Genomic DNA, 14,428 nt, shown 5'->3' with positions numbered 1-14,428 from the left:
CACACTCGCCCTGACGTATGCCGTCCTGACACTCCTGGACGCCGCCCCGGCCGATGACGAGATCCCCGCCGCCCCCGAGGCGTTCAGTCTGCACGGTCTGCACACCTGGGCACGCGTCAGCGATCCTCACCCACGCCCACGGGCACCGCATGGTCGGCGAACAGGCCCCGGAACGCTGCGCTCCACGCAGCAGCCAGGAACCGTCTGAAAGGCCAACCCCGCGGACGGGGCGTCCTGGTGGTCGGCGCCGGTAACAGCGTATCGAGGTCACCGGCGTCCCGGCCGGAGCCGCACAAGAAGGCCGGCTTTCCCGACGCGGGAAGGGGGGCGGAAGCTCCTCGGTGACGTGGGTGGCGGTCTCTCCTTCGTCGCCTCACCGGTTCCGTCAGGGTCCTCCGACCGTGCGTCGAGCCGTTCCCCGTGTGCATCGTCACGGCGTCCCATGGGCACCTCCCGGGGTGGCGGTGATGCCGCACCTCGATCCCCAACGCCCTGGCGGCCCTTGTCCTGTCAGGGTCTGATCTCTTCCTCTCTACGCCGTTCATCGACTTGACGGGCAAAATCCCTGCTGAGGTCAACCGCCCCCGTAGAGGCCCGGCAGGTCGACCAGGAGGAGATCATCACGTCTGGCCGCCAATTCGACCAGGTCCGGGTAGAAACCGTGCAGGGAGAACAGGGCCAGCGTGGCGCCTGTGGTGTCGTAGCCCTGGCCGGTGAGCAAGCCCCGGATGTGCTCGAGGCGTTGCAGGTCGCCGGTGCCGCGGCGGGCGGCGGTGGCCTTGGCCTCACCGATCAGGGTGATCCGGGCGCGCGGCGCCTGCGGACGCTCACCCAGGGCAAGGGCGAGCACGTCGACCTCGTGCTTCGTGCGGGCCGCCGGGTCGGCGACCTCGGTGGTGCCGACGGGGCCCGGCAGGCCGCCGGGAAGGAGGGTATGGGCGTAGCGACGGGTGAAGGTACGGGCGAGATCCTCGAAGTGCGGTCCCAAGATCTTGGAGTTGAAGGTCGTCGTAGCGGCCTGCCACGCCTGTTCCGCGAAGCCCTGCTCGACGGTGGCGGCCTGCGGCAGCGTGATCAGTTGGTTGAAGCGGATGACGGGGTCGGCGAGCGTGATGACCGGGTGACGCGGGCGCAGAATGTCTTGCTCGCGCTGGACGTAACCGGTGGACTCCAGAACGTCCAACGGGTGTGTGACCGCGTTGCGTTGACGCTCCAGGGCTGCCCCGATCTTCGTCGGGGTCGAGGCACCCTGGGCGATCGCGGTGAGGATGTCGTAGTACAGGGTGTGCTGGGTGATGCGTGGGTCCTCCCGCAGCAGGTACTCGGTCTCTGTGCGCGAGTAGACGGCCCGGCCGGGGTCCAGGAGCGTGCGGGTCAACCAGGCGGCGAAGCCGTCCTTCGGGTGGGGGCGGGCGGCCACCGGCCGGTAGCCGGGGGCTCCGCCCAGGACGGCGTGGACCTGCAGGGCGGTCAGCGGATCGTCGATCCGCCAGAAGTCGCGTGCGGCCCGGTAGTCGAAGGCACCCAGCCGGAGGTCGATCACGGCACGGCCCCGCAACGGCTTGGTGCCCGAGAGCAGTTCGTGCATGACGCTCATGGCGGAGCCGCAGAGGATCAGCCGCGGGCCGGGGCGGACGCCGGTGCCGCTTCCGCGCTGGCGCTCGTCGTAGAGCTGCTGGAGCAGCCCGGGGATCTCCGGCGAGTGCTGGAGCAGATACGGCAGTTCGTCGATCACCAGCAGCGGCGCACCCGAGCGAACGGTTACATCAAGGGCGTTGGTCAGGACCTCGCGCCAGTCGGACAGCCGCAGCGTGCCGGGCTGCAGACCGGCGTGGGCCGCGACCGCGTCGCCGAACCGCCGGATCGCCGGCAGCCGGCCCTCCTCCCGCACCGCGGTGACATAGAGGCCGCCCACCCGCTCGCACAACGCCTGCAAGAGATACGACTTCCCGTGCCGCCTGCGCCCCGACACGATGCCCAGGCGCATCGCCGGATCCGGATCCGTGACGAACTCGGCCAGCAGGTCCCACTCCCGGTCCCGGTCGACCACATCTTCAGGCTTGAGCGGCAGGTTCTTGTTCATCAGAGAGACCCCACATCGGGACAGGTCCGCCACGTCGCAGATGGTACAAGTCTACTTGTACAGCATCCGTCCAGGCAGACTCGTCAAGGAGGACATCCGGTCATCCGGCCGACCCTGCCTCGCACCGGTAACTCCCCCGAACGGCCCCATGATCCGCCGGGATCCGAGCGTCAATCGAGCGTCAGGATTCCCGAAAAGACGGCACCGTCGCGCACCGCAGCGCCCCCGACCAGAGGAAACATGCAGGTCGGGGCTGTGTGGGCGGATCGACCTGTTGCGGGGAACGAGAACACGTCGAACCCGTGAGGTCAACTACGAAACCGCAGGTCAGGCGCCCTTCTTGCCCGGCTCCAGGATCGCCACGCACTCCACGTGGTGCGTCATCGGAAACAGGTCGAACACCCGCAGCGTCCGCACCCGGTACCCGCCGTCCCGGAAGTACGCCAGGTCCCGTGCCAGCGCCGCCGGGTCGCAGGCGACGTACGCGATCCTGCGCGCGCCCAGGGACGACAGGTGGGCCACCGTCCTGCGGCCGGCTCCGGCGCGCGGCGGGTCGAGGACGACGAGGTCGACCTCCGTGATGCCGGTGCGGGGCAGGACCGACTCGACCTTGCCCTGTTCGATGCGGACGCGGGGAAAGTCCGCGAGGTTGTGGCGGGCGTCCTCGACCGCGCGCTTGCCGGACTCGATGCCGAGGACCGCGCCCGCCTCGCCGACCCGGTCGGCCAGGGCGCCCGCGAACAGGCCGACGCCGCAGTAGAGGTCGAGGGCCATGTCGCCCTTGCGGGGCAGCAGGCCCTGCATGACCGCGGTGACGAGGGTGTCGGCGGCCTTCGGGTGGACCTGCCAGAAGCCGCCGCCGGCGACGCGGTGGGTGCGGCCGTCCGCGCGCTCGCGAACGAAGGGGCGGCCGTGGACGCGGTGGATCTGACCGTTGCGTTCGTCGACGCGCAGGACCGAGACGGGGCGGTCGAGTTCGACCAGGGGGAGACGGGCGCCCGGCTTGGGGGTGAGGACGACCTGGCGGTCCTGGGAGCCCGTCGCGGCGATCGCCTCGACGGAGTCCATGCCCGTCCAGTCCCGCTTCTCGATGCCCAGCTCGCTGACCCCCTCCGCGGCGATCATGCAGTGGTCGATCGGCTCCACCTCGTGCGAGCGGTGCCGGCGCAGTCCCGCGCGGCCGTCGGCGGTGACGGCGTACTGCACGCGCGTGCGCCAGGCCGGGACCTGGCCCGCGGGGACCTTGTCGCCCTCGGCCGGCATCACGGTGCCGTCCCAGCCGGCCTCCTCGGGCGTCAGCCCGGCCAGTCGCTGCAACTGCTCCGCCACGACCTCGCCCTTCAGGCGCCGCTGTGCGCCCGGTTTGGCGTGCTGCCAGTCGCAGCCGCCGCAGCGGCCGGGGCCGGCGAACGGACAGGGGGCGTCGATGCGGTCCTTGGAGGCGTCCAGCACCCGCACCGCGTCCGCGCGGAGGAAGCGTGCCCCCTCCTCGCCCTCCGTGACCTGCGCGATCACGCGTTCGCCGGGCAGGGCGTGCCGGACGAAGAGGACCTGGCCCTCGGACGTACGGGCGATGCAGTGGCCGCCGTGGGCGACGGGGCCGACCTCGACCTCGTACTCCTCCCCCACCAGTGATTTCCTCGGTTCTGCCTGCATGGCGGGGTGACTCCACAACATCGAGAGCGGACCGGCCCCTCGGGGGCCCGGGACAACAGCCCACCAGTCTACGTGTGTGTGGAGGAGTCCTTCGCCCGTTCGGCCGGGCCGCGGCGCACGGAGCCCGGTGCCGCCCAGTCCTGCCGTCTGCGGGCCCGCTGTTTGGCGGCCTCGGAGGATTCCAGCTGGTAGGGCACCGAGGTCACCATCACGCCCGGCGTGAACAGCAGCCGGCCCTTGAGCCGCAGCGCGCTCTGGTTGTGCAGCAGGTGCTCGTACCAGTGGCCGACCACGTACTCGGGGATGATCACGGACACCACGTCGCGCGGTGACTCGTGGCGCAGGCTCTTGACGTACTCGATCACCGGGCGGGTGACCTCGCGGTAGGGGGAGTCGAGCACCTTCAGGGGTACGTCGATGCCGCGCCGCTCCCACTCCTCGCGCAGTGCCCTGGTCTCGGCCGCGTCCACGTTGACGCTGAGCGCCTCGAGGGTGTCGGAGCGCATGAGCCTGGCGTAGGCGAGCGCGCGCAGGGTGGGGCGGTGGATCTTGGAGATCAGGACGACAGAGTGCACCCGGGACGGCCGCACGCTGTCGTCGGTCGGGGTCTCCGGGGCCGCGATCTCCTCGGCGACGCGGTCGTAGTGCCTACGGATCGCCGTCATGGTCGCGTAGAAGATGCACATGCCGAGCAGCGCGACCCAGGCGCCGTGGGTGAACTTGGTGACGAGCACGACGACGAGGACGAGACCGGTGAAGAAGGCGCCGAAGGTGTTGACGGCCCGGGAGCGGATCATCCGGCGGCGTTTGGCCCGGTCCTTCTCGGTGGCCAGCAGCCGGTTCCAGTGCCGCACCATGCCGGTCTGGCTGAGCGTGAAGGACACGAACACGCCGACGATGTAGAGCTGGATCAGCCGCGTGGAGTCGGCGCCGTAGATCCACACCAGCAGTCCGGCGGCGCCCGCGAGCAGCACGATGCCGTTGGAGAAGGCGAGCCGGTCGCCTCGCGTGTGCAGCTGGCGGGGGAGGTAGCGGTCCTGCGCGAGGATCGAGCCGAGCAGCGGGAAGCCGTTGTAGGCGGTGTTCGCGGCGAGGAACAGCACCAGCGCGGTGGCGGCGGCGAGGATCATGAACAGCAGGCTGCCGTGGCCGAACACGGCCTCGGCGACCTGGGAGATCACCGGGTCCTGGACGTAGTCCGGGCCGAGCGGGGCGCCGTCGTGGATCAGGTCGTTGGCCGGGTTCTCGGCCATGCGGACGTCCGTGGCCAAGGCCAGCGCGATGATGCCGCAGAACATGGTGACGGCGAGCAGGCCCATCATGGCGAGCGTGGTCGCCGCGTTGCGCGACTTGGGCTTGCGGAACGCCGGTACGCCGTTGGAGATCGCCTCCACGCCGGTGAGCGCGGCGCAGCCGGAGGAGAAGGCGCGCAGCAGCAGGAAGACCAGGGCGAAGCCGGCGAGGCCGGGGTGCTCGGGTTTGATCTCGAAGTCGGCGGTCGGTGCCCGCATCTCGTCGCCGAGCACGACCGCGCGGAAGGCTCCCCAGCCGATCATGGTGACGACGCCCGCGACGAAGACGTACGTGGGGATCGCGAAGAGTGTGCCCGACTCCCTGACCCCACGCAGGTTCATCAGTGTCAGGAGCACGATCACGCCGATCGCGCAGGCCACCTTGTTCTCGACGACGAACGGGATGGCCGAACCCAGGTTCTCGACGCCGGCGGAGATCGACACGGCGACGGTGAGGACGTAGTCGACGAGCAGGGCGCTGGCGACGGTCAGTCCGGCCTTGGGACCGAGGTTGGTGTTGGCCACCTCGTAGTCGCCGCCGCCGCTCGGGTACTCACGGACGTTCTGGCGGTAGGAGGCGACGACCGTGAACATCAGCACGACGACGGCGACGGCAATCCAGGGGCTGAAGTGGTACGCCGACAGGCCTGCGATGGACAGGACCAGCAGCACCTCTCCGGGGGCGTAGGCCACGGAGGACAGCGGGTCGGAGGCGAACACGGGGAGTGCGACGCGCTTCGGCAGAAGCGTTTCCCCGAGCCGGTCGCTGCGCAGTGCGCGCCCGATGAGGATCCGTTTGGGCACGTCGGTCAGTTTGGACACAACAGTGGATCGTAAGCCGTCGGCCAAGGGGTGACCCACCCGCCACCCACATCCATACGGCATCCATACGCCCTCTGCTCTCCGGGTGAAATCACCGGGGGCCGGGGCGCCGATTCCGCAGGTCGCGGAAGTGTCATGCCTATATGAGCGGAAGTTCCATGCTCATATGACCAGCCACCCGGCCCATCCGACCGGCCGCCCGGCAGCCGTCACCACGCCACGTGGAGGTCTCATGCACACGACCGCAGAACTGATCGGCGCCGCGGCCGCGCTCATCGGCCTCGGCATCCTCACCGTGGCGAGCGTGCGCAGCATCACGCGCCGCTGACCGTGCCGGGCTGTGGCGGGCGCGGCGACTTCGGCGAGCAGTTCCCGTGGGCCGATGGCCGCCGCCCGCCTCGAGGGCACCGTGCACGCGTACGCGCCCGCCACCGCCCAGGACGAGGACGTCGATCTCCACGGTCATGGCCGGTTTCCTCCTTGCCCGGGTCTCGGGCGTTCCCCGGCGGTGCGGATACGTTGGAGTCGGCACGCTGACGCGGCGGCCGGGCCCCGGAGGGCGTCAGGACCGCGATCCCCCGGCATGATGTTGCCCTGCGGCCGGTTCTCCGGGCCGCGATGTCCCGCCTGGCGAGCCGAAAGAGAGACATGAGCACGAAGGTCATGAAGGTCGAAGGGCCTGCAGGAAGCGCGGTGTGAGGCGATGCACATTGTCATCATGGGCTGCGGAAGGGTGGGTTCCGCCCTGGCCCAGAACCTGGAGGAACAGGGCCACACGGTAGCCGTGGTCGACCAGGACCCCACCGCCTTCCGCCGGCTGGGCTCCTCGTTCGGCGGCCGCCGTGTCACCGGGGTCGGCTTCGACCAGGACACCCTGCGTGAGGCCGGCATCGAGGAGGCGGGCGCCTTCGCCGCCGTGTCCAGCGGCGACAACTCCAACATCATCGCCGCGCGGGTGGCGCGGGAGATGTTCGGCATCGAGAACGTCGCCGCCCGCATCTACGACCCCCGCCGCGCGGAGGTCTACCAGCGCCTGGGGATCCCTACGGTGGCGACGGTCCGCTGGACGGCCGACCAGATGCTGCGCCGGCTGCTCCCCTCGGGCGCCGAGCCGCTGTGGCGCGACCCCACCGGCGGGGTCCAGCTGGCGGAGGTGCACACCTCCCCGGCCTGGGTGGGTCACCGGATCAGCCGGCTGCAGGACGCGACGGGCGTGCGTGTGGCCTTCCTGACCCGGCTCGGCGAGGCGATCCTGCCCAGCTCGCAGACGGTGCTGCAGGAGGGTGACCTGGTGCATGTGATGATGCGCACCGATGAGATCGACCGGGTCGAGGCGGCGTTCGCCAAGGGTCCCGAAGAGGAGGGCGGTCACTGATGAGGGTCGCCATTGCCGGAGCCGGCGCGGTCGGCCGCTCGATCGCGGGCGAGCTGCTGGAGAACGGCCACGAGGTCCTGCTGATCGACAAGGCGCCGACCGCCATCTCGGTGGAGCGCGTACCGCAGGCGGAGTGGCTGCTCGCCGACGCCTGCGAGATCACCTCCCTGGACGAGGCGGCGCTCCAGCGCTGCAACGTCGTCATCGCCGCGACCGGCGACGACAAGGTTAACCTGGTCGTCTCGCTGCTCGCCAAGACCGAGTACGGCGTTCCGCGCGTCGTCGCCCGGGTGAACAACCCGAAGAACGAGTGGCTGTTCAACGAGTCCTGGGGCGTGGACGTCGCCGTCTCCACCCCGCGTCTGATGTCGGCCCTGGTGGAGGAGGCGGTCAGCGTCGGCGACCTGGTCCGGCTGCTGCGCTTCAGCCACGGTGACGCCAACCTGGTGGAGCTGACCCTGCCCGAGGAGTCGGCGCTGGCCGGCACCCAGGTGGGGGACGTCGAGTGGCCGCAGGACACCTCGCTGGTCACCATCATCCGCGGCACGCGGGTGCTGACGCCGACGCGTGAGGACTCCCTGGAGGCGGGCGACGAACTCCTCTTCGTGGCCGCCCAGGCCCGCGAGGAACAACTGGAGGACCTGCTGTCGGTCCGCAAGGAGCTGTGAAAAAGGGGCGCCCGCGTACCTCCGGGCGCCCCGTCCCAGCCCGTCCGGCACCCGAGGACAAGACCGAGCCGACCGCAACGGGATCGCGCGGCATCCGCACAACTCCGGGCGCCCGGCCTCAGCCCGTCCGGCGTTTGAGGACGAAGCCCGTTCGGGGCCGAAGCGGGGGCCTGGGGGGCGGCAGCCCCCAGAGAGCAAGGCGCGCCTACTCGGAGGCGGCAGCCTTGCGTTCCTCCTCCGCCTCCATCTCCGCGAACACATCGATCGGCGGCGGCGCCTTCGCCAGGAACACCCAGGTCAGATACACGGCGAGCAGGAACGGCGGAATCTTCAGCGCAACCAGGACCCAGCCCAGCTGTGTCGTGTCCGCCCACCAGTACAGGGGGAAGAGGATCGCGCTCTTGCCGAGCAGGATCAGTCCCCAGGCCCAGCTGGCCTTGGTGTACGCCTTCTTCCGGCCGGGGTTGCGCGTGCGCCAGGAGAGGTTCTCCCTGAAGACGGGGCCGAGCATCAGGCCGATCAGCGGGACCCCCGCCATCGCCGTGACGATGTACGCCAGCGCCAGGCCCAGCGTGTAGAGCATGCCCGGCAGGTAGAAGTCCTTGGCGTTGCCGGTCATCATCGCGAAGACCACACCGAAGGCGACCCCGAAGACGCCGCTGAAGGCGTGCTTGACGGTGTCCTTCCGGGCCAGCCGGACCACGACCATCACCAGCGCCACGGCGAGCGCCGCGATCGCCGACATGTGCAGGTCCTTGTTGACCGTGTAGATGCTGACGAAGAGGAGCCCGGGCAGCACCGTCTCGACCATGCCCCGCACCCCGCCGAACGCCTCGAACAGGGCGGCCTCCGTCACCGCACGGGCGTCGTCCGCGGATGTGTCTTCGGTTGTCGGCTTGTCGAGCGACGTCACCGGCTACTCCCGTCCGAGGGGTCTCAGTTCGTATTTCGGATTGAACAGCACCCGGCGGCCCCGGCTCATGGAGATCCGGCCCGATGCGATCAGTTTGCGCCCCGGCTCTATCCCCAGGATGGAGCGCCGGCCGAGCCACACCACGTCCAGCGCGGCGGAGCCGTCGAACAGCTCGGCCTCGAGGGCCGGGACTCCCGCGCGCGGCCGCAGCGTGACCGTGCGCAAGGTACCAGTAACCGTCACGATCTGCCGGTCCTGACAGTCGCCTATCCGCGTACAGCCGGCGGTCTCGGCGTCCTCACGCAGCTCCTCGGACTCCAGGTCCTCCTGGGACGAGGAGAGCCGGTCGAGCATGCGCCGGAACCGGCCTGCCGGCTTCTCGGAACGAGGAACAGCACTCATATCTGAAGCGTACCGGGGGCCACTGACGGTTCCGTACCCCCTGCGGCCGCGGTCCGAACCGACCGTTCCCGAACGCCGTCGGGGGCGGGCCCGTGACCTTCACTTCTCGAAGCGGTACCCCATGCCCGGCTCGGTGATGAGGTGCCGGGGATGTGACGGATCCGCCTCCAGTTTGCGCCGCAGCTGCGCCATGTACACGCGGAGGTAGTTGGTCTCCGTCCCGTACGACGGCCCCCACACCTCCCGCAGCAGCTGCTTCTGCGCCACCAGACGGCCGCCGCCCCGCACCAGCACCTCCAGCAGATGCCATTCGGTGGGCGTCAGCCGTACGTCCTTGCCGCCCCGGTTGACCTTCTTGGCGGCCAGGTCGACGGTGAACTCGTCGGTCTCGACCAGCGTGTCGCCCTCGTCCCCGGCGGGTTCCGCGCGGCGTACGGCGGCCCGCAGCCGGGCCAGCAGTTCGTCCATGCCGAAGGGCTTGGTGACGTAGTCGTCGGCGCCCGCGTCCAGCGCCTGCACCTTCTCGTCGGAGGCGTGCCGCGCGGACAGCACCAGGATCGGCACCCGGGTCCGGCCGCGCAGCCCCCTGATCACCTCGACGCCGTCCATGTCGGGCAGGCCCAGGTCGAGGACGACCACGTCGGGATGGTGCTCGGCGGCCGTACGGAGGGCGGCCGCGCCGTCGTGGGCGGAGTCGACCTCGTAGGAGCGGGCCTTGAGGTTGATCACGAGGGCGCGCACGATGGCCGGATCGTCGTCGACCACCAGCACACGGGTCATGAGGAGTGCCTTTCGGGTTCTGCAGGTCCCGGATTCAACGATACGTTCCGCGGCCGGGGTCAGTGCTCGACGATCTCGCCGTCGCTCAGCTCCAGCACGCGGTCGGCGAGGTCGAGCAGGGTGGCGTCGTGCGTGGCGACGAGCGCCGTGACGTGCTCGCTGCGGACGACCGCGCGCAGCAGCTCCATCACGGCGTGCCCGGTCTCGGCGTCCAGCTGACCGGTGGGCTCGTCGGCGATGAGGAGGGAGGGGCTGTTGGCGAGGGCGCGGGCGATGGCGACCCGCTGCTGCTGGCCACCGGACAGTTCGCCGGGCCGCTGCGCCGCGTGGTCGGCGAGTCCGACGAGGGAGAGCAGCAGAGCGACGCGCTCCTCGCGCTCGCGCGGGTCGGCCCGGCGCAGCCGCAGCGGCACGCCGACGTTCTCGGCGGCGGTGAGGATCGGGATGAGGCCGAAGGACTGGAAGACGAAGCCGACGTGGTCCCGGCGCAGGGCGAGCAGCCCGTTCTCGTCGAGCCCGGCGAGATCGCTTCCGTCGACGTGGACCCGCCCCCGGTCGGGGGTGTCGAGTCCGCCGACGATGTTCAGCAGTGTGGTCTTGCCCGACCCCGAGCGTCCCTTGAGAGCGACCAGTTCGCCGCGCGGGACCTCGAAGGAGACACCGCGCAGCGCGTGCACCGCGGCCGCCCCTGTGCCGTACGACTTGTGCACGTCCTCGACGCGCACCATGGCATCGGTGATCACCTGACTCATGCGGTTGCCCTCCCCCGTGAACCGGGCGCCAGTATCCCCGTCCGGCACCCGGTCGATCAACGGTCAGGCCATATTGTCTCCGTGGGTGATCCGCGCACGGGAAAGGGCCACGTCCCCTGGGGGGACACGGCCCTGTGAACCCGGGGCGCCGAAGGCTCAGCGCACCTCGGTGATCTCCGGTCCGCGCTGGAGCTGGCCCATGCCGCCGGCGAAGCGGGAGCCGCCCTCCTCCTGCTGCACGTTCTCGGGAACCATCTGGGCGTCGTTCGGCAGCTTCAGGACGATCGGGTCGCGCGGCGCCATCGGGCCCTCCCCGCGCACCACGACCGTGTCCCGGAAGATCTGCTCGAGGAGCCCGGCGGCCTGCGGCTGCACCGCGCCCTGACCCGAGATCACACCGCGCAGGAACCAGCGGGGCCCGTCCACACCGACGAACCGCACGACCTGGAAGCCGCCGGTTCCGTCCGGCAGCTGCACCGGCACCTGGGCACGCAGCTCCCAGCCCAGCGGGCCCTCGACCTCGTCGATGATGCCGCCCTGCTGGGTGATGCCGGTCGCGATCTCCTCGCGCACCTCGCTCCAGATGCCTTCCCGCTTGGGCGCGGCGAAGGCCTGCAACTGGATGGCGCTGTCGCGCAGCACGACGGTGGCCGCGACGATCGCGTCGCCCGCGACCTCCACCCGCAGCTCCATGCCGTCGACTCCGGGCACGAACAGTCCGCCCAGGTCGACCCGGCCCTCGCCGGGCTCCCGGACCTCGCTGCTGTCCCAGGGACCGTCGGGCCGCGGCGCCGGCTCGAGCCTCAGCCGCTCGGCCTCCTCGTCGTCCGCCTCAGCGTCGACACCGTCGACGACCTGCTCGGCCTCGCCGGCCGCACCGTCGGCGGCATCCTTCTTCTTGCGACGTCCGAACACGTCACTGTCCTTCCCGGTCGGATACGACCGAAGCGTATCGATTCCCACCCGCTGTACCGCCTACGGCGGCCTGAACGCTTGTGCCGCTCTTACCTTCTTCCACCGCGGCATGGCCGCCGGTGGACCCGAAGCCCCCCTCGGCCCGGACCGAGGGGGGAAGCTCCGCGACCGACACGAAGCGGACCCTCTCGACCTGCTGGACGACCAGTTGGGCAATCCGGTCGAAGCGCTCGAACCGCACGGTCTCGCGCGGGTCGAGATTCACCACGATCACCTTGATCTCCCCACGGTACCCGGCATCAACCGTCCCCGGGGCATTCACCAGGGCCACGCCGCAGCGGGCGGCCAGGCCGGACCGCGGATGCACGAAGGCCGCGTACCCATCGGGAAGGGCCACAGACACCCCGGTGGGCAGTACGGCCCGTTCGCCGGGAGCCAGTTCGCAAGCCTCGGTGGTCCGCAGATCGGCCCCCGCGTCGCCCGGGTGCTCGTACGCCGGGAGCGGTACGTCGGGGTCGACACGCCTGATCAGCACCTCGAGGGCGCCCGGGCGGGACTCGCTCACGGGTTCACCTCGAAGGCACGCGCGCGCCGGACCTGGTCGGGGTCGCTCATGGCGGCCTGGATCTCCTCCTCGCGGCCGTGGTCGATGAAGTGGTCGACCTTGACCTCGATGAACAGGGCGTCCGCGCGGACCGCGACGGGTCCCTCGGGGCCGCCGATGCGTCCGGTGGCGGTGCAGTAGATCTTCCGGCCCGCCACCGCCGTCACCTCGGCCTCCAGATGCAGCACGGTACCGACCGGCACCGGCCGGACGAAGTCCGTCTCCAGTCTGCCGGTCACGGCGATGGTGCGCAGCAGCCAGTTCAGGGAGCCGAGCGTCTCGTCCAGGGCGGTGGCGAGCACCCCGCCGTGCGCGAGTCCCGGGGCGCCCTGGTGGGCGGCCTGCACGGTGAACTCGGCGGTGATCGACACGCCTTCGCCGGCGCGGGCCTGGAGGTGCAGTCCGTGGGGCTGCTCGTCGCCACAGCCGAAGCACTGGCCGTAGTGGGCGCCGAGGAGCTCACCGGGTGCGGGCGCGTCCGGATGGCGCACCGGTTTCACGGCGTCGGCAGGGGGCTGAAGAGCTGGGGAAGTACCACTCACAGGCGCAGACCTTACCCGCGCGCGAGTCCGCTCCCGACACCGTGCCAAGCTTGGATTCATGCAGCTCTCCGCCACCCCGTACGAAGAACGCCTCACCGCCCCCCGTTCCTGGTGGCTGATCTGCTTCCTGGCGGGGGTCTCGCTGGCCCTGATCCTGCTGCCGTTCGGCACGCTGCCGATGCTCGGCGGCCTGGCCGGCGGCACCGCCGCCGCGGCGGTCGTGGTCAGCTCGTACGGCTCGGTGCGCATCCGGGTCGTGGGCGGCCATCTGATCGCGGGCGAGGCGAGGATCCCGGTGTCGGCGCTGGGCGAGGCGGAGGTCCTGGACGACGAGGAGGCCCGGGCCTGGCGCGGCCACAAGGCCGACCCGCGCTGCTTCATGCTGCTGCGGGCGTACATTCCCGGCGCCCTGCGCGTGGACGTCACCGACCCCGAGGACCCGACTCCCTACGTCTTCCTGTCGACCCGCGAGCCACAGCGCCTGGCCGAGGCGCTGCGCGCGGCAAAGACGTCGGACGACCCTGTTCAGTGACACACCCCGCGTCGAACCAGGCAGGGCGCGTTCACAGCCCGTCCGGCGTTTGAGGACGAGGCCCGTTCGGGGCCGAAAAGGGGGTCCGGGGGCGCAGCCCCCGGGGACGTGACGGGACGGGAAGGGGCGGCGGGGGCGACAGAACGGCGTTCAGGACGCCTGGCGCCCACCCTTCCCCGAGGGGCCACCGAGCTCCTTCAGGGCGTCCTCGGGCAGGACGTTCTCCGGACGCTCCAGCGCCGGCAGCTCCGGCAGCGCGTCCCAGGGCACCTGGATCCTCCGCAGGTCCCCCCGGATACGCCCGGCCAGCTTTCTCGTGTCCCGGCGGTTCATGACCGCCCCCACGGCGGCCCCGACCAGGAACGGCATCAGATTCGGCAGATTGCGCACCGTACGCTTCATGATCCGCTGGCGCAGTTCGCGCTTCATACGGCTGTTCAGAGCCGCGCTCACCGTCGAGGGCTTCGTCGCCTCGACCCCGCGCTCCTCCGACCAGGAATTGAGATACACGGTGCTGCGCTGGGCGAGACCGCCGGGCGGCCGTACACCGTAGACCTCGTGGAGTTCGGCGATCAGCTTGAGCTCGATCGCGGCGACGCCGGTGATCTCGGCGGCCAGTTCGGCCGGCATCGCGGGCGGTACGGGCAGCATCGCCGCTGCGCCGACGCCGGCCCCGACCGTCGCCGTGGCCTTCGCCGCTCCCGCGACGAGCTTGTCCGCGAGCTCCTCGGGTCCGAGCCCGGGGAACTGCCGGCGCAGCGTCTCGAGGTCTCTGACGGGCACACGCGGGGCGATCTCGATGATCCGGTCCGCGAGATGCCCCAGTCCCGCCCGGGCGCGGGCACCGCCCTTGCGGGCGCCTTCCCGGGCCTTCTCCCGGAGGACGGCGGCGCGCCGCTGCGCCACGGGCGCGGTGACCTCCAGGGGCGCCGGGAGGTCACCCCGGCCGGGTGCCGCTTCGAGCGAGGCCGCCCCGGTACCGGTTGAGCCCCGCTCTTGGTCACGCGTGTCGTGCTGCGGGCCCGCATCGGGCCCTTGGTCCGCTCCCCTCGTGAAGAAGCGGCGCTTCCGCGGAGGGGTCGAGCCAGTCAC

The 14,428-nt window shown here is 70.9% G+C and carries 14 protein-coding genes; 3 read left to right on the top strand and 11 right to left on the bottom strand.

The features are described from left to right. Positions 1–574 precede the first annotated feature (574 nt). From ACZ44S_RS12720 to ACZ44S_RS12710, 3 genes are all read right to left on the bottom strand, one after another. Positions 575–2,083: an AAA family ATPase gene (locus ACZ44S_RS12720; protein ID WP_466928078.1), complete on the bottom strand. Its 1,509-nt coding sequence runs from the start codon at positions 2,081–2,083 to the stop codon at positions 575–577. A gap of 327 nt (positions 2,084–2,410) precedes the next feature. Next, positions 2,411–3,739, bottom strand: a complete 1,329-nt coding sequence (locus tag ACZ44S_RS12715) for a class I SAM-dependent RNA methyltransferase (RefSeq protein ID WP_466927735.1) — start codon at positions 3,737–3,739, stop codon at positions 2,411–2,413. Between the two features lie 68 nt (positions 3,740–3,807). After that, positions 3,808–5,853 (bottom strand): APC family permease, encoded by a 2,046-nt coding sequence (locus ACZ44S_RS12710; RefSeq protein WP_466927734.1) that lies wholly within the window; start codon positions 5,851–5,853, stop codon positions 3,808–3,810. Positions 5,854–6,556: 703 nt separating this feature from the next. On the opposite strand from ACZ44S_RS12710, the gene ACZ44S_RS12705 reads away from it, so the two are divergent. Further along, a complete protein-coding gene (locus tag ACZ44S_RS12705) occupies positions 6,557–7,228 on the top strand; it encodes a potassium channel family protein (protein WP_466927731.1) in 672 nt (223 codons plus the stop codon). After that, complete coding sequence (locus ACZ44S_RS12700; RefSeq protein ID WP_190165011.1) at positions 7,228–7,896, top strand: potassium channel family protein; 669 nt, start codon at positions 7,228–7,230, stop codon at positions 7,894–7,896. The genes ACZ44S_RS12705 and ACZ44S_RS12700 overlap by 1 nt, the downstream gene beginning before the upstream one ends. 205 nt (positions 7,897–8,101) lie before the next feature. Here ACZ44S_RS12700 and ACZ44S_RS12695 read toward each other — a convergent pair whose 3' ends face one another. The 7 genes from ACZ44S_RS12695 to ACZ44S_RS12665 all read right to left on the bottom strand — a co-directional run bounded on the left by ACZ44S_RS12695 (position 8,102) and on the right by ACZ44S_RS12665 (position 12,804). Further along, on the bottom strand, positions 8,102–8,809 hold the full coding sequence (locus tag ACZ44S_RS12695) for a DUF3159 domain-containing protein (protein WP_466927729.1): 708 nt from the start codon (positions 8,807–8,809) through the stop codon (positions 8,102–8,104). 3 nt (positions 8,810–8,812) lie between these two features. After that, positions 8,813–9,211, bottom strand: a complete 399-nt coding sequence (locus tag ACZ44S_RS12690; protein WP_190165013.1) for an OB-fold nucleic acid binding domain-containing protein — start codon at positions 9,209–9,211, stop codon at positions 8,813–8,815. Between the two features lie 99 nt (positions 9,212–9,310). Continuing rightward, the gene (locus tag ACZ44S_RS12685) at positions 9,311–9,991 is read right to left on the bottom strand and encodes a response regulator (RefSeq protein ID WP_466927726.1); all 681 of its coding nucleotides are present in this window, start codon (positions 9,989–9,991) and stop codon (positions 9,311–9,313) included. A gap of 59 nt (positions 9,992–10,050) precedes the next feature. Then, on the bottom strand, positions 10,051–10,743 hold the full coding sequence (locus ACZ44S_RS12680) for an ABC transporter ATP-binding protein (protein WP_466927725.1): 693 nt from the start codon (positions 10,741–10,743) through the stop codon (positions 10,051–10,053). 156 nt (positions 10,744–10,899) lie between these two features. Then, the gene (locus ACZ44S_RS12675; RefSeq protein ID WP_466927723.1) at positions 10,900–11,658 is read right to left on the bottom strand and encodes a DUF3710 domain-containing protein; all 759 of its coding nucleotides are present in this window, start codon (positions 11,656–11,658) and stop codon (positions 10,900–10,902) included. A 1-nt stretch (position 11,659) separates the two neighbouring features. Continuing rightward, on the bottom strand, positions 11,660–12,223 hold the full coding sequence (gene dut, locus ACZ44S_RS12670; protein ID WP_466927720.1) for a dUTP diphosphatase: 564 nt from the start codon (positions 12,221–12,223) through the stop codon (positions 11,660–11,662). Next, the gene (locus ACZ44S_RS12665; RefSeq protein WP_466927718.1) at positions 12,220–12,804 is read right to left on the bottom strand and encodes a PaaI family thioesterase; all 585 of its coding nucleotides are present in this window, start codon (positions 12,802–12,804) and stop codon (positions 12,220–12,222) included. The genes dut and ACZ44S_RS12665 overlap by 4 nt, the downstream gene beginning before the upstream one ends. Before the next feature lie 58 nt (positions 12,805–12,862). Between ACZ44S_RS12665 and ACZ44S_RS12660 the strand changes: the two genes are divergently transcribed. Then, positions 12,863–13,336 carry a DUF3093 domain-containing protein gene (locus ACZ44S_RS12660; protein ID WP_466927716.1) on the top strand — a complete coding sequence of 158 codons (474 nt, stop codon included), beginning with the start codon at positions 12,863–12,865 and terminating at the stop codon, positions 13,334–13,336. Positions 13,337–13,486: 150 nt separating this feature from the next. On the opposite strand, the gene ACZ44S_RS12655 is transcribed toward ACZ44S_RS12660, so the two are convergent. Next, on the bottom strand, positions 13,487–14,428 hold the full coding sequence (locus tag ACZ44S_RS12655; RefSeq protein ID WP_466927713.1) for a hypothetical protein: 942 nt from the start codon (positions 14,426–14,428) through the stop codon (positions 13,487–13,489).

Source organism: Streptomyces malachitofuscus (genome assembly GCF_055571035.1).
Note: the sequence above shows the minus strand (reverse complement) of the source record. Positions and strands in the feature narration are given on the sequence as shown.